Annotated in this window: 13 protein-coding genes; 6 read left to right on the top strand and 7 right to left on the bottom strand. The window is 68.2% G+C overall.

The features are described 5' to 3' along the window. The first annotated feature begins 21 nt into the window (after window positions 1–21). A complete protein-coding gene (locus FOE78_RS17560; protein ID WP_210414650.1) occupies window positions 22–951 on the top strand; it encodes a fructosamine kinase family protein in 930 nt (309 codons plus the stop codon). A 20-nt stretch (window positions 952–971) separates the two neighbouring features. Here the strand turns inward: FOE78_RS17560 and FOE78_RS24455 are convergent, their stop codons facing one another. The 5 genes from FOE78_RS24455 to FOE78_RS17535 form a co-directional block, all read right to left on the bottom strand. After that, on the bottom strand, window positions 972–1,967 hold the full coding sequence (locus FOE78_RS24455; protein ID WP_168207567.1) for an SDR family NAD(P)-dependent oxidoreductase: 996 nt from the start codon (window positions 1,965–1,967) through the stop codon (window positions 972–974). A 291-nt stretch (window positions 1,968–2,258) separates the two neighbouring features. Further along, window positions 2,259–2,777: an isoprenylcysteine carboxyl methyltransferase family protein gene (locus FOE78_RS17550; RefSeq protein WP_143987437.1), complete on the bottom strand. Its 519-nt coding sequence runs from the start codon at window positions 2,775–2,777 to the stop codon at window positions 2,259–2,261. A gap of 2 nt (window positions 2,778–2,779) precedes the next feature. Beyond that, complete coding sequence (locus FOE78_RS17545) at window positions 2,780–3,874, bottom strand: type III polyketide synthase (protein WP_143987436.1); 1,095 nt, start codon at window positions 3,872–3,874, stop codon at window positions 2,780–2,782. A 25-nt stretch (window positions 3,875–3,899) separates the two neighbouring features. Beyond that, complete coding sequence (locus tag FOE78_RS17540; RefSeq protein ID WP_143987435.1) at window positions 3,900–5,030, bottom strand: enolase C-terminal domain-like protein; 1,131 nt, start codon at window positions 5,028–5,030, stop codon at window positions 3,900–3,902. Then, entirely contained in the window at window positions 5,030–6,826 is a 1,797-nt protein-coding gene (locus tag FOE78_RS17535) for a thiamine pyrophosphate-requiring protein (RefSeq protein ID WP_143987434.1), read from the bottom strand. Before FOE78_RS17535 ends, FOE78_RS17540 begins: the two co-directional genes overlap by 1 nt. A 238-nt stretch (window positions 6,827–7,064) precedes the next feature. On the opposite strand from FOE78_RS17535, the gene FOE78_RS17530 reads away from it, so the two are divergent. The 4 genes from FOE78_RS17530 (at window position 7,065) to FOE78_RS17515 (ending at window position 11,063) form a co-directional block, all read left to right on the top strand. Beyond that, entirely contained in the window at window positions 7,065–8,093 is a 1,029-nt protein-coding gene (locus FOE78_RS17530) for an SDR family oxidoreductase (RefSeq protein WP_143987433.1), read from the top strand. 107 nt (window positions 8,094–8,200) lie between these two features. After that, on the top strand, window positions 8,201–8,656 hold the full coding sequence (locus FOE78_RS17525) for a hypothetical protein (RefSeq protein ID WP_143987432.1): 456 nt from the start codon (window positions 8,201–8,203) through the stop codon (window positions 8,654–8,656). Then, the gene (locus tag FOE78_RS17520) at window positions 8,653–9,339 is read left to right on the top strand and encodes a gluconate 2-dehydrogenase subunit 3 family protein (RefSeq protein WP_143987431.1); all 687 of its coding nucleotides are present in this window, start codon (window positions 8,653–8,655) and stop codon (window positions 9,337–9,339) included. Before FOE78_RS17525 ends, FOE78_RS17520 begins: the two co-directional genes overlap by 4 nt. Then, entirely contained in the window at window positions 9,336–11,063 is a 1,728-nt protein-coding gene (locus FOE78_RS17515; RefSeq protein ID WP_210414649.1) for a GMC family oxidoreductase, read from the top strand. The genes FOE78_RS17520 and FOE78_RS17515 overlap by 4 nt, the downstream gene beginning before the upstream one ends. On the opposite strand, the gene FOE78_RS17510 is transcribed toward FOE78_RS17515, so the two are convergent. Then, window positions 11,064–11,297, bottom strand: coding sequence for a hypothetical protein (locus tag FOE78_RS17510; protein WP_143987430.1), 234 nt, complete (start codon window positions 11,295–11,297; stop codon window positions 11,064–11,066). It abuts the gene before it with no gap. A 42-nt stretch (window positions 11,298–11,339) separates the two neighbouring features. Continuing rightward, entirely contained in the window at window positions 11,340–12,197 is an 858-nt protein-coding gene (locus tag FOE78_RS17505) for a GAF and ANTAR domain-containing protein (protein ID WP_143987429.1), read from the bottom strand. 135 nt (window positions 12,198–12,332) lie between these two features. Between FOE78_RS17505 and FOE78_RS17500 the strand changes: the two genes are divergently transcribed. Further along, a complete protein-coding gene (locus tag FOE78_RS17500; protein ID WP_143987428.1) occupies window positions 12,333–13,931 on the top strand; it encodes an ABC-F family ATP-binding cassette domain-containing protein in 1,599 nt (532 codons plus the stop codon). Window positions 13,932–14,613: the final 682 nt, after the last annotated feature.

Here is a 14,613-nt window from a genome sequence, read left to right as displayed (position 1 = left end):
GCGGTTCCTATACTCGCGCAGATGTCCCATCCGCTGTTGCAGCCGGCTACCCGGGAACTGATCGAGGCGGCGGTGTCGGCCGACCTCGGGCGCAGTTGGCGGGTCGGGTCGTGGACCGACCTCGCCGATCGGGCGTCCCATCCGGCCCTCGTACTGCGCGATGACGGATTCGCCGTCTTCGCCAAGCACGCCGCCGGGGCCGACGGTGCGGCTCAACTCGGCGTCGAACTCGACGGGCTGAGACTGATCGGTGATCGCTCCGGCGTCGACGTCCCGGCGCCGGTGGCCGGCGGACGCGTCGAGCTTCCGGACGGCTCGGCGGTGATGCTGGTGCAGGCGCTGGACGAACGGGCCGATCGGCACCCGGCGGACTGGCGAGCGATCGGACGCGCGCTGGCACGCATCCATCGGGTGACCGGCGAGACGTTCGGCAGCACCGAGGACGGTTACTTCGGCCCGCTGTCGCAGGACAACCGTCCGGTCGACTCCGACGAGTGGACGGAGTTCTATGCCGTCCGCCGGGTGCTGCCGTGGCTACGCACCGCCCGCGACGCCGACGCGATCGATGCCGCGACGGTGGCTCGGATGGAGACGCTGGTCGGCCGACTGCCGGAGTTGGCCGGTCCCCGGACCTCGCCGCGGTTGCTGCACGGTGACGCCCAGCATCACAACTTCGTCAGTACGGCCAAGGGTGCGGTGGTGATCGACCCGTCGCCCTACTTCGGCCATCCCGAACTGGACCTGGCGCTGCTGGACTACTTCTCGCCGGTACCGCCGCAGACCTGGGCGGGCTACCAGGAGATCGCGCCGATCGATCCCGGGTTTGCCGAGCGGCGCGAGTTGTGGCGCATCTTCGCCTACCTGGCCGTCCTCACCGTCGACGGCGACAATGACTTCGGCCGGCGCTTCCGCGGCCGGCTGACCGCAGCACTGGATCACTACCTCGGCTGAGGCTGAGCGTGCATCCGGGCTCAGGATCCGGATGCGTCGCCGCCGCTCTGGTGGGCACCCTGTTGATTCCAACGGCGTACGGCGCGGCGGGCCGGGCCGGTGATCCGGGTGAAGGCGTCGGAGGTGACGCCGCGGGCGGCCCGGAATCCGGGTTGTTGATCATCGCCCGGCCCGGGCAGCAGCCGGCCGGCCCAGCCCAGCAGCAGCCCGACCGCCTCCGGTGACAGTCGGTAGAGCAGATCACCCGCCAGGGCCGGCAGGGTGAAGATGATCTTGCTGCGGCCGCGCAGCACCCCGCCGACGATGATCTTGGCGGCCCGGTCGGCCTCGATCGAGATGACCGGGAGGGCGGACAGTGCGGTGAACCAGGCGTACTCGTTGCCGGGCTGACCGCTGTAGTCCGCATGCCAGTGTCCGCCGGTCCGCATCAGGCCCGGGATGATGGTGCTGACCGAGATGCCGCTGCCGCGCAGTTCCTCGGTGAGGCCGCGGCTGAAGCCAAGCGCACCGAACTTCGCGGCCGTGTAGGGCACCAGATGCGGGACCGGGATCAGCCCGGCGATCGAGGTGACGATGCCGATCCGGCCGTCACCTCGTACCTGCATCGACGGCAGCACGGCGTGCACCACGTTGATCGGACCGCGCAACATGATGTCGATCGACTGGTCGTAGTCCTCGGCCCGCTGCGGCAGCGGCCCGACCTTCATCAATCCGGCGACGGCGATCACGGTGTCGATCGATCCCCACGTCGCCTCGACCTCGGCGACCACGTCGCGAGCGGCGACGGGGTCGCGGACGTCGTGCACGATGGTGCGGACGGAGACGCCGTCGGCCTGCAGCAGTTCGCGGGCGCGTTCCAGGTCGGCCGCGGTCCGGGCCGTGATGACCACCCGATAGCCGGCCAGACCGAGTTCGCGGGCCAGCGCCAGCCCGAGACCCCGGGACGCTCCGGCGACCCAGGCGACCGGTGCGCCGAACCCGCGAGGGACCTCGGAACCGGGACGCTGATCGCTCATGTGCGCATCGGTACCCCGGGCACGCCGCCGCAAACCGAGCAGCCGGTCGGGCAGCTGCGTTAGTGATCGCGGCAACGGGGTACCAGAACGGCAATCCAGTCCGCACCAGATGGCCCGGACATCTTGACCTGATGATCCGGCCCGGAGCAGACTGACCCCAACGAGCCACTCATTGCGCAGTGGCGGAAATTGCATGCGACACCAGCCCAGCCTTCACACAGTGTCGCCGCAAGGAGCGCGGCCCTCATCCGGTTCCGCCGGGTGCGGGCCGTGTTCTTGCGCCCGATCTCGTCAGAGCCGTCGCAGCGCCTGGTTCTCGACCCGGATCCGCCAGGCGAGAATCGCCGCATTCCCTGTGCTGAAAGCGATTGCGGTGATCCAAGCCGATCCGACCAGCGGCAACGCGAACCCTTCGACGACCACTGCGAGATAGTTCGGATGCGGCAGCAGCCGGTAGGGGCCGCGCCGCCGCCGGCCGAGTCCCGGGACGACGATGACCCGGGTGTTCCACTGCGGGCCGAGCGTGCTGATGCACCACCAGCGCAGTCCCTGCGCCAGCAGCACCACGATCAGCATGGTGAGGCTGAGCGCGGGCCGCAGCGGGGGATCGCGGAGCCAGTTCTCGAGGATGCTGCCGGCCAGCAGCCCGATCTGGAGCAGCACGATGATCGGGTAGTGACCGGCCCCGTACTCGATCCCGCCGGCGGCCAGCGCCCGGCGCCGGTTCCGCCGGGCGACGTTCAGCTCGGCCAGGCGTTCGGCTGCCACCAGCAGCACCAGCAGAGTGAACCACCAGTTGTGTGCAGCCACGCTCACACCTGCAGCAGAACCATTTCCAGGCTGAAGCCCGGGCCGAGCGCGAGCATCAACCCGTACGAGCCCGGCCGCGGCGTCCGGTGGCGCAGCGTGTCCGCCAGCACATGCAGCACCGAGGCCGAGGAGATGTTGCCGATCTCGGTCAGCGATTCCCAGGTGACGTCCAGCTGTCCGTCACGAAGGTCGAGCGTCTCCTCGACCGCCTGCAACACCTTCGGCCCGCCCGGATGGCAGACCCAGAAGTCGATCTCCGGCACCGACAGACCATGATCACCGAGGAACCCGTCGACGTCGGCCCGCAACTCGGATCGGACCAGGTCGGGGATCTCGGCACCGAGCACGATCCGCAGGCCGCTGGCTCCGACGTCCCAGCCCATCGCGCGTTCGGTGTGCGGGTAGAGATGGCTGCGGCCGGCCACCACCCGTGGCGCCGGACCGGAGGGCGCGAGTCCGCCCGGCGCGAGTTCGGCGGCGCGCCGCGCTCCGGCCATCACGACCGCGGCCGCACCGTCGCCGAACAGTCCGCTGGCGATCAGGTTGGCCGTCGACGTGTCCGCCCGCTGCAGGGTCAGCGAGCACAACTCCACCGACAGCAGCACCGCGACAGCATCCGGGTGGCCGAGCAGGTAGTCGGCGACCCGGGCCACCCCGGCGGCACCGGCCACGCAGCCCAGTCCGACCACCGGCAGCCGTTTGACGTCGGAACGGATCCCGGCCGCCGGCGCGATCCGCGCCTCCAGCGACGGCACCGCCAGACCGGTGGTGGTCGCGGTCATGATCAACTCCACTTCGCCGGGCTCGACCGTCGCGTGCTCGAGGGCGCGACGCAGCGCGGTGTCGGTGAGCGCGGTGGCCTCGTTGATGAACGCGTCGTTGGCGGTGTCGAAGTCGTGCAGATCCGCGTACTTCTCGATCGGCAGGGCGAGATGCCGGTACTGCACGCCGGCGTTGCCGTGCACCTTGCGCAACAGGCCCTGCTTCAGCCCTTGTACGCCGACGAAATCGGCGAAGGCGTCGGTGAGTTGCTGTTGCGGATAGCGGTGCTGGGGAAGCACCGGTTCGGTGCTGACGATACGTGGGAGGTTGATCATGAGTCGATTTCCGATCTATGGATCGTCAAACAGCATAGGTCGCGGCCGCGTCCGACCGCAGGGTGAGCCCGTGGCCCGGTCCGGGTCCGGGGGTGACGATGCCGCCGTCGGGATCAAGGGTGCCGTCGAACAATTCGGATTCGATCCGGTCATGATCGACGAACCACTCGATGTGGCGGAAGTTCTGGGTCGCGGCGCCGGCGTACACCGACAGATTCGGCGCGCAGTGCGCGGAGACCTGCCGGTTGGCGGCAGCGGCCACGGCACTGATCCGCCGCCACTCGGTGAAGCCGCCGCAGCGGGTCAGGTCGACCTGCAGGCAGTCGACACAGGGCAGCATCCGGGCGAAGTACGGCAGGTCGTAGCCGTATTCGCCGGCCGCGATGTCGGCGCTGCAGCAATCCCGCAGCATCGCCAGTCCGGCAAGATCATCACTGCTCACCGGTTCCTCGAACCAGATCGCCCCGACCTCGTCCAGCGCGCTGCCGACGCGCTTGGCCTGGCCGATGCTGTAGCCGCCGTTGGCGTCCACGTAGAGCTCGACGTCGTCGCCGATGGTCTGCCGGGCCAGCCGCATCCGTTCCAGGTCCCGGTCCACCCGACGGCCGCCGGACTCGCCGATCTTGATCTTGACCCGCGGCAGTCGCCGGCGCACGGTCCAGTCCCGAAGTTGATCAACGAGCTGATCCTCGGTCTGGCTGGTGAAGCCGCCGCTGCCGTACAACGCGACCTGATCGTGACAGCGTCCGAGCAGCCGATCGATCGGCAGCCCGAGCAGCCGGGCAGCGGCATCGGTGAGTGCGATGTCGACCGCTGAGATCGAGCAGGACACCAGCCCGGGCCGACCGAGGTTGCGGATCTTGTGTTGCATCGCCGACCAGGCAGCCGGTACGTCCAGCACCGGCTTGTCCATGATCGTTTCGGTCAGCTTGCCCTTGATCAACTCCACGCAGGACGTGTCCGCGTAGGTCCAGCCCAGACCCTCGACTTCGCTGTTGTGGCAGGAGATTCGGACGACGACCATGGTGGTCGCGTCCCAGCTCAGCGTGCCGTCCGCCTCCGGTTGCGGCGTCGGGATCTGGTACGCCCGGGCGTCGACCGCGGCGATCGTCGGCCCGGGGCCGAACTCCTCGCGCCGCGTCCCGTCCAGGATCATCAGGACTTGCTGCGGTCCGGACGCAGCTCCTGCAGCTTGGTCTTCGCACCCTGGACCATCACGTGCAACGCGTCCGGATCGCCCTTCAGCAACGACTTCGCCGTCGACTTCATCTGGTCGAAGGTGGCGTGCGGCGGGATCGGCGGCACCTCGGGATCGCAGCGGACGTCCAGCACCGTCGGCACGGTGGCGCTGAACGCCCGATCCCACGCTCCGCCGAGCTGCTCCGGGTCGTCGATGGCCACCGCCTCCAGGCCGAGCGATGTGGCGAAGCCGGCGTAGTCGACATCCGGCAGCGACTGCGACTCGGTGAACTTCGGCGCACCGCTCATCGCCCGCAACTCCCAGGTGACCTGGTTCAGATCGTTGTTGTGGAAGACACAGACGATGCAGCGCGGATCCTGCCAGTCCCGGAAGTAGCGCGAGATGGTGATCAACTCGGCCATCCCGTTCATCTGCATCGCGCCGTCGCCGACCAGTGCGATCGCCGGCCGGTCCGGATGGGCGAACTTCGCGCCGATCGCGTACGGGACGCCGGGGCCCATCGTCGCCAGGGTGCCAGACAGTGAGGACCGGATCCCGTTCCTGATCTTGAGATTGCGGGCGTACCAGTTGGTCGACGATCCGGAATCCGCTGTGACCATGGCGTTGTCGGGGATCCGCTCGCTCAGTTCGGAGACCACCCGCATCGGGTTCACCGGGTCGGCTTCGGTGGCGGTTTCATGATCGACCGAGTCCCACCACGAACTGACGTTCTTGGTCACGGTGTCCCGCCAGGACTGGTCGGACTTCTTCTCGATCATCGGCAACAGGGCCTGCAGAGTCGCCCGGCTGTCGCCGACCAGGTTGACCTCGGTCGGGTAGCGCATGCCGATGAAGCGACCGTCCAGATCGATCTGCACCGCGCGCGCTTGATCGAGTTCGGGCAGGAACTGGGAGTAGGGGAAGTTGCTGCCGATCATGATCAACGTGTCGCAGTCGCGCATCAACTCATAACTCGGCCGGGTGCCGAGCAGCCCGATCGAGCCGGTCACGTACGGCAGCGTGTCGTCGAGAACGTCCTTGCCCAGCAAGGCTTTCGCGACCCCGGCGCCGGTCAGCTCGGCGAGCTGCTTGACCTCATCGGCGGCGGCGCGAGCACCCTGGCCCGCCAGGATCGCCACCTTCTCCCCGGCGTTGATCACCTCGGCAGCTGCCTGTAGGTCGGAGGAGGATGGCACCGGCGTGCCCCAGGCGGTGCCCGGAGGGCTGGACGGGACCTGCTTGAAGGCGTGCTCCGGCGGTGTGTACTCCTCCTCCTGGAGGTCGGCCGGGATGATCAACGCCGTGGGTGAGCGCGTCGCCTCGGCCGTCCGGATGGCCCGGTCCAGGGCGTTCGGCAGCTGGGACGGCACGTTCACCTCGACCAGATACTCCGCGGCGACGTCCTTGAACAGCGACTGCAGGTCGACCTCCTGCTGATAGCTGCCGCCCATCGCGCTGCGAGCGGTCTGGCCGACGATGGCGACCACCGGAGCATGATCGAGTTTGGCGTCGTACAAGCCGTTCAGCAGATGGATCGCGCCCGGTCCGGAGGTGGCCATGCAGACGGCGACCCGGCCGCTGAACTTGGCGTAGCCGACGGCGGAGAAGGCCGCCATCTCCTCGTGCCGCGCCTGGACGAACTTGGGTTGGTTCTCCGCCCGGCCGAAGGAGGCGATGATGCCGTTGATGCCGTCCCCCGGGTAGCCGAACACCTGCTCCACACCCCACTCCCGCAACCGCTGCAGCAGGTAGTCGCCAACTGTCTGAGCCATGCCTCGCTCCTTCGATCCCGTCGTTGCGTAGTCACTCACCGGCCCGTACCCGCGGCAGTCGACCTCACACGGTCGGCTGCCGAGTGTGGGGGCGGGGGCAGCGGGTAACCAGAATCACCAGCGGGGTAACGGATTTCTTGTGCGCCGACAGGATCCACCCCGGACGACGAGACCGCGGGCCGATCGGTTCGATCGAGCCCGCTCGATCCTGGATGCAGGCTGAGAGAAGGAGGACAAGGTGAGCCAGGTCGTTGCGATCACCGGAGCATCTGCCGGTGTGGGACGTGCGGTGGCGCGGCTGTTCGCCGAGCGTGGCGCTCGGGTGGCGTTGATGGCGCGCGGCGAGAAGGGTTTGGCCGCCGCGGCCGAGGACGTCAGCGAGCGCGGCGGTGAGCCGATGACCATCGGCTTGGACGTGTCCGACGCCCAGGCGGTGGTGGACGCGGTGAACCGGATCGAGGAACGGTTCGGTCCGATCGACGTCTGGGTGAACGCCGCCTTCACCGGTGCGTTCGCGCGGCTGATCGACCTGACGCCGCAGGAGTTCCGGCGGGCCACCGAGGTCACCTATCTGGGGTACGTCCACGGCACCATGGCGGCGCTGAAGCCGATGGTGCAGCGCAACCGCGGCACCATCGTCCAGGTCGGTTCGGCGCTGGCCTACCGCGGCATTCCGTTGCAGTCGGCCTACTGCGGCGCAAAGCACGCGATCCAGGGATTCACCGAGTCGTTGCGCTGCGAGCTGTTGCATGATCGCAGCGCCGTCCGGGTGACCATGGTGCAGCTGCCTGCGGTGAACACCCCGCAGTTCTCCTGGCTGTTGTCGCGGCTGCCGAAGCAGGCCCAACCGGTGCCGCCGATCTACCAGCCCGAGGTGGCCGCGCGGGCGATCGTGTTCGCCGCCGATCATCCGCAACGACGCGAGTACTGGGTCGGCCGGAGCACGATGCTGACGCTGCTGGCCAACAAGATCGCGCCCGGACTGCTGGACCGCTATCTGGCTCGGACCGGTTTCTCGGGCCAGCAGACCGACCAGCCGCGGGACGAGGATCAGCCGGCCAACCTGTGGCATCCGGCCGACGGCGAGGGGGCGAAGGACTGGGGCGCGCACGGGATCTTCGACGACCGCGCTCGGGACCGTGCTCCGGAGCAGTGGGTGAGTGAGCACCGTCGTCTGCTGCTCGGCCTGGCCGGAACCGCCGCCGCGGCCGGCGCCGGCGCCGCCGCCGTGCTCGGCCGGCGTCCGCGCCGCCGGACCGCCGGCTGATCCGCCACGTCGATCCTGGCCTTCGACCTCGTACGGCTCCGGTTCGGTGCGGGGCGGTTGGGTACGGGCCGGACACACGGATCACGCCGCGTGGGAGGAGAAGGTCGATGGCGTTGGGACCGAGCTGGCTGGCAACCACGGCCCGGGCGGTGGTGAATCTGCGGACCGGCCGCTTCGAGCGGACGATGTGCGCCGCGATGGCTGCGGGTGCGGTGGTGACCACGGCGGAGATCTACTTCGAGCACGATTCGGCCAGTTTCGGCAACCGGATGATGTGGCTGCCGATCGTGATCGGGCCGGTCGGCGCCGCCGCCGGTGTCGCCGGGGTGTTCAGCGCAAAGGCTGCCCACACCGTGCTTCCGCTGACGTCCATGATCATCGTGGCGAACGGGCTGCAGGGCACGTACCTGCATGTCCGCGGCATCTCCCAGAAGCCAGGGGGCTGGTCCAACGCCCGCTACAACATCGAGATGGGCCCGCCGTTGTTGGCGCCGCTGCTGGTGACGATGGTGGGCGGGATGGGTCTGCTGGCCGCGATCCTGCGCCGGGAGAAGACCCGGTGAGCCGACCGCTGCAACGGAAGGACGGCGTCACGCCCGGCGGGCACCAAGATCGATTCGCCGGCTTCGACGTGCTGGGGCAGACCCGGCACTGGGACCCGGTCACCGCCGGCGTCGTCCTGTCCCGGCTGTCGCTGCCCGGGCCGCTGCGTTTCTTCGACCTGACCGAGGAGGCGATCGCCCGGCCGCTGCTGGACGAGCTTCTTGATCAACACCAGGAACCGCGAGTGCCGGTGCTGGAGATGATCGACTCGCGGTTGGCCGGTGGCGAGGGCGACGGCTGGCGCTATGCCGAGTTGCCGGAGGACGGTGAAGCCTGGAAGCGATCCTTGCGATCCGTGGACGACGACGCCCGAGCCGGCTACGGAGCCGGTTTCGCCGAGTGCAGCCATGAGGATCGGCGCAAGCTGATCCAGGCCGTCCAGGATCTCGGCGACGGGGACTGGCACGGATTGAGGGCCGATCGGATCTGGTCGCTGTGGACCCGGTACGCCTGTACCGCGTTCTACTCCCACCCGTGGGCGTGGAACGAGATCGGCTTCTCCGGTCCTGCCTATCCGCGCGGCTACAAGGATGCACGGGTCGGCGGTCGGGAGCCGTTCGAGGTCGCCGACGCCGGCCCGCGCGGGACAGCGGATGATCGTCATCGCGACGATGATCACGATCGGGACGGGAAGACGCGATGATCACCGACACCGCCCAGGACTCCCGGGCAGGCCAGGGATCGCAGCCGAGACGGCGCAATCCGGCCAAGGAGTGGTTCGCAGCCCACGACGGGTCCGCCGACCGGGTCCGGGAACGGAACGCGTCGGCCTGGCTGCTGCCCGATGATCAACACCGGGTCAGTCAACGTCTCCGGGACCGGATGCGCCGCTATCGCACCGACGACGAGGTCGACGCGGTGATCGTCGGTTGCGGCGCGGGCGGCGGGGTCGCCGCGCAACGGCTCACCCGGGCCGGTTGGCGGGTGGTCGCGTTGGACGCCGGGCCGTTCTGGGACCCGGAGCAGGACTGGGTCTCCGACGAGTCCGGCTCGCATCACCTGTACTGGAACGAACCGCGAGTGATCGACGGCGACAACCCGGTGCCGTTGGGATCCAACAACTCGGGCCGAGGCGTCGGCGGGTCGATGATCCACTTCGCCGGGTTCGCGCCGCGCTTCCATCCCAGCGATTTCCACACCTACAGCGCCGACGGTGTCGGCGCGGACTGGCCGATCGACTACGCGGAGTTGCAGCCCTACTACGAGCAGCTGGAGGGCGAGTTGCCGGTGTCCGGCGAGGACTGGCCCTGGGGCGTGCCGCACACCTATCCGCACAGTGCACACCAGGTCGGCGGCAACGGCGAGATCTTCCTCCGCGGCGCGCACAAGATCGGGTTGCAGGCCAAGGTCGGGCCGGTCGCGATCACCAACGGACGGTTCGGCCATCGACCGCACTGCATCTATCGCGGTTTCTGCTTGCAGGGTTGCAAGGTCAACGCCAAGGCCTCGCCGTTGATCACCCACGTTCCGGACGCGATCGCCAACGGAGCCGAGATCCGCAGCGACGCCATGGTCACCCGGGTCGAAGTTGATCAGCGGACCGGCCGGGCGACCGGTGTCCGCTACCTGAAGGACGGGGTGGAGGAGTTCCAGCGCGCATCCGTGGTGATCGTCGCCGGCTATTCGATCGAGACGCCGCGACTGCTGTTGAACTCGACCTCCGCCAGGTTCCCCGACGGCCTGTGCAACGACCATGATCAAGTCGGCCGCTACCTGATGGTGCAGGGCGCTCCGCAGACCGCCGGCCGGTTCGCCGACGAGATCCGGATGTACAAGGCGCCGCCGCCGGAGGTGTCCAGCGAAGTCTTCTACGAAACGGATCCGAGCAAGCCCTACAAGCGCGGCTTCTCGGTGCAGACGGTGTCGCCGCTGCCGATCACCTGGGCCGAACACGTGGCCGGCCAAGGTCACTGGGGCGCTGACCTCCGCGAGCAGATGCGCGGCTACGTGCACTGGGCCGTGCTCGGCGCGCTGTGCGAATTCCTGCCCCGGGCGGAGAACCGCATCAGGTTGGACCGGGAGACCGACCGGTACGGTCTGCCGGTGGCTCGGTTCACGTACAGCCAGTGCGACAACGACAAGCAGCTGCTGCAGGCGGCGCAGCAGGTGATGGAGGAGATCCTGACCGCGGCCGGCGCACAGGAGCTGGTCACCTTCACGCGCAACGCGCACCTGGTCGGCGGTGCCCGGATGGCTGCCGACGAGCGGCACGGTGTGGTTGACCGAAGCTGTACGACGTTTGCGGTGCCGAATCTCTACATCATGGACGGCAGTGTGCTGCCGACCCAGGGCTCGGCCAATCCGGCTCTGACGATCATGGCGAACTCCGCCCGTGCCTGCGATCTGCTCACCGGCCGGCGATCATGATCAACAGTCTTCGGTCTCGGGCCGGAACATCGACTCGGTGTCCAGTCGGAGCACCTCGATCATGCCGAGATGCGTCCAGCTGGTTCCGGCGGTGGAGTGCGCGGTGAACAGTTGCGGCTCGCCGTCGGCGTCGTACAACTCGGCCGCGATGACGAAGGCGCCGACCATGCCGCCCGGTACGTGGCCTGCCAGCGCATCACGGACCTCCTCCACGATCGTGTCGGAGTTGTCCATGGAACTCTCCTTCGGTGTCTCGGCTACATCACGTCCTGACAGCTACCCGCGCCGTCGGCCGGGTAAACGTGGGCTGCCCGGTCCTCGGACTTCTGTTCGCATCGGGGGGCCCGCGATGCCGAACGACCGCTCCAGGGCCGAGTTCACCGTCAGTGGGTCGCCGCCCTGATCATGAATGCCGCCGTTCTTCACCAGCCCTTCGGCCAGCGTCCGGAGTTTGACGTTGTGGTTCTGGGAGAAGCGCCGCAGCACCTCGAACGACTGGTCCAGGGTCAGCCCGAACCGCTGCATCAACATCCCCTGGGCGACGCCGATCACCTGCCGGGACCGGATCGCGGTACGCAACTCCTCCCGGGTCCGGGCGCCGCTGAGGGCGGTGCCCGCGTGCCGGGCGAAGATGCTGGCGATCGCCAGGTCCGTGTTGTCAAAGGCATCCGGGGCGATCGCATACAGATTCAGCGCCGCGAACGCATGTTGATCACCGGTCGGATCCAGCCGCAGGCTGAGCACCGAACGGATGCCCAGCTGGGCCGCTCGCGGAGCCCATTGCGGCCAGCGCGTCTCCAGTTCCAGATCCGGGATCAGATACGTGTCGAGGTTCCACACGGCCGCCACACACGGGCCCTCGTCGAACTGATACTGCAGCCGGTCGGCCTCGATCACGATCGGCCCGGTGCTGGCGGGCGTCGACAGCTGACCGTCGGGCTTGCGTTGGGTGATGCCGCAGTAGTCGCAGGCCTCGATGGTCTCGACCGCCAGCGCGACGATCCGCTCCAGAGTCGGCTGCTCCTGGCTGCGACTCATCTCCTCGCTGAGCTGCGCGAACTCGTCTGCGTATTTCAGTTCCGGGCTGTCGTACGCCGGCTCGGTGACGGTGCTTTCCAGTTCCGGCGTGTCCATCTCAGTCGTTCTCCCAGGAGGGTGTTGACGGTGCGAGGAGGCGCTCGTACCCGGGAGCGCCCGGTTCGATGCTGATAACGCTAGTCTCCCGGATATCGATTTGGTTCGTGGGCTGGTCTGCGGAATCGTTGGCCCGTGCTAGTCGTACGGGATGTCGAAGTTCGGGTGGGCGCCAGGCTGTTGCTGGAAAAGGCGTCCTTCCAGGTCGCTCCCGGCGACAAGATCGGCCTGGTCGGGCGCAACGGCGCCGGGAAGACAACCCTGACGAAGATTCTGGCCGGCGCCGGCCAGCCGACGTCGGGGACGATCAGTCACACCGGCAGCGTCGGTTATCTGCCGCAGGATCCGCGTACCGGCGACCCCGAGGTGCTGGCCAAGAACCGGATCTTGTCCGCCCGCGGCCTGGACACCGTGATCAGCAGGATGCGCCGGACCGAGGAGGAGATGGCGTCCACCGACCCGGCGATCCAGGAACGGGCGATGGAACGCTACGCCCGGGTGGAGGCGGAGTTGACCGCAGCCGGTGGCTACGCCGCCGAGGCCGAAGCGGCCCGGATCTCGGCCAACCTCGGACTGCCCGACCGGGTGCTGAGCCAGCCGCTGCGGACGCTGTCCGGCGGGCAGCGGCGCCGGATCGAACTGGCCCGGATCCTCTTCTCCGACGCCGACATTATGTTGCTGGACGAGCCGACCAACCACCTGGACGCGGACTCGATCTCGTGGCTGCGCTCGTACTTGATCAACTACTCCGGCGGGCTGATGGTGATCAGCCACGACACCGAGTTGCTGGAACAGACCGTCAACAAGGTGTTCCACCTGGATGCGAACCGGTCCCTGCTGGACGTCTACTCGATGAACTGGAAGCGCTACCTGCAGCAGCGTGCCACCGACGAGGAACGGCGTCGCCGCGAACGCAAGAACGCCGAACGCAAGGCGGATCGGCTGTTCGCGCAGGCCGAGAAGATGGGCGCCAAGGCGACCAAGGCGGTGGCGGCCAAGAACATGGCCCGGCGGGCGGAACGACTGCTGTCCGGGCTGGAGGCCGAACGGGTCCAGGATCGGGTGGCCAAGATCAAACTTCCCGAGCCGGCACCCTGCGGTCGTACCCCGCTGACTGCATCCGGGTTGAGCAAGGCCTACGGCTCGTTGGAGGTCTTCGCCGGCGTTGATCTGGCCATCGACCGCGGCAGCCGGGTGGTGATCTTGGGGCTGAACGGCGCAGGAAAGACAACCCTGTTGCGGATTCTGGCCGGTCTGGGCGAGCCGGACACCGGTGAGGTGCACCCGGGGCACGGGCTCAAGCTCGGCTACTACGCCCAGGAGCACGAGACGCTGGACGTCGAGCGCACTGTGCTGGAGAACATGAAGCGGGCCTCGCCGGAGCTGAACGAGACCGAGGTGCGCAAGGTGCTCGGCTCGTTCCTGTTCACCGGTGACGATGTGGAGAAGAAGGCCGAGGTACTGTCCGGCGGCGAGAAGACCCGGCTGGCGTTGGCCACTCTGGTGGTCTCCAGCGCCAACGTGCTGTTGCTGGACGAGCCGACCAACAACCTCGATCCTGCTTCCCGGGAAGAGATCCTGGCCGCCATCCACTCCTACGCCGGCGCGATCGTGTTGGTCACCCACGACGAGGGCGCCGTGGAGGCGCTGGAGCCGGATCGGGTGCTGGTGCTGCCCGACGGCACCGAAGACCTGTGGACCGCCGAGTACGCCGAGTTGATCACCCTCGCCTGATCGACCCAGCGCAGCTCTCGGGCAGGCGACACGGCGATCAAGGCCCGCGATCCCTGAATTGTCGAAGGATGATCGCCAGGGGTTCCGGATGGCGGCTCGGGGTCGCTGAACAGGGGCGCGCGGGGCGATCACCTCGTTGACGGACAACGGGTCTCGAGCCGACGCCATCAGAAACTCGACCGAGAGGATGCGGAAGCGCCAGGTTCTGCAATCGTCGTTGGGGTCGAGCCCACGTTGGTTGGAACGAACCACGCGGCACGGCCCGGGTAGAGAACCCCATGGCGGATGGAAACGAGGCCACTCGGGACGATCGTGCAGGGAATCCAACTCTGGATGGAAAACGAACGCCGTCCGGGCTTGAGCCTGCGACGGAACCCAACTCCGGATGGAAAACGCACCCGGCTGCGGGCCGCACAGGCCGGCGCGGGCCACGAGTGCCGCTCGACAACCCCGGGTGGCGGTCGACGGGACGCGGACAGGACGTACGAGCAGGGTTCGCAGAAGCGGTATGTCCACCCAACACGCGCACCACGCCGACGACCCACGGCGGACGAGCGGGAGTCGCGGCGATGAGCGCGATCTCGAGCACCGGCAGCAGCTGATGGCCGGTCAAGTTGATCATTGCCGATATTGCTTCGCTCCTTGCGGTCCGTGATCAACTCCTGCATTGTCGATCATGGAC

Origin of the sequence: Microlunatus elymi (genome assembly GCF_007362775.1) — a bacterium.
GTDB lineage: Bacteria > Actinomycetota > Actinomycetes > Propionibacteriales > Propionibacteriaceae > Microlunatus > Microlunatus elymi.
This window is presented reverse-complemented; position numbering and strand designations above follow the sequence as displayed.

Coding starts and splice junctions, on each gene's coding strand:
- FOE78_RS17545 (WP_143987436.1), bottom strand. CDS start 3,874: ATGATCAACCTCCCACGTATCGTCAGCACCGAACCGGTGCTTCCCCAG.
- FOE78_RS17525 (WP_143987432.1), top strand. CDS start 8,201: ATGGCGTTGGGACCGAGCTGGCTGGCAACCACGGCCCGGGCGGTGGTG.
- FOE78_RS17515 (WP_210414649.1), top strand. CDS start 9,336: ATGATCACCGACACCGCCCAGGACTCCCGGGCAGGCCAGGGATCGCAG.
- FOE78_RS17510 (WP_143987430.1), bottom strand. CDS start 11,297: ATGGACAACTCCGACACGATCGTGGAGGAGGTCCGTGATGCGCTGGCA.
- FOE78_RS17540 (WP_143987435.1), bottom strand. CDS start 5,030: ATGATCCTGGACGGGACGCGGCGCGAGGAGTTCGGCCCCGGGCCGACG.
- FOE78_RS24455 (WP_168207567.1), bottom strand. CDS start 1,967: ATGAGCGATCAGCGTCCCGGTTCCGAGGTCCCTCGCGGGTTCGGCGCA.
- FOE78_RS17560 (WP_210414650.1), top strand. CDS start 22: ATGTCCCATCCGCTGTTGCAGCCGGCTACCCGGGAACTGATCGAGGCG.
- FOE78_RS17535 (WP_143987434.1), bottom strand. CDS start 6,826: ATGGCTCAGACAGTTGGCGACTACCTGCTGCAGCGGTTGCGGGAGTGG.
- FOE78_RS17505 (WP_143987429.1), bottom strand. CDS start 12,197: ATGGACACGCCGGAACTGGAAAGCACCGTCACCGAGCCGGCGTACGAC.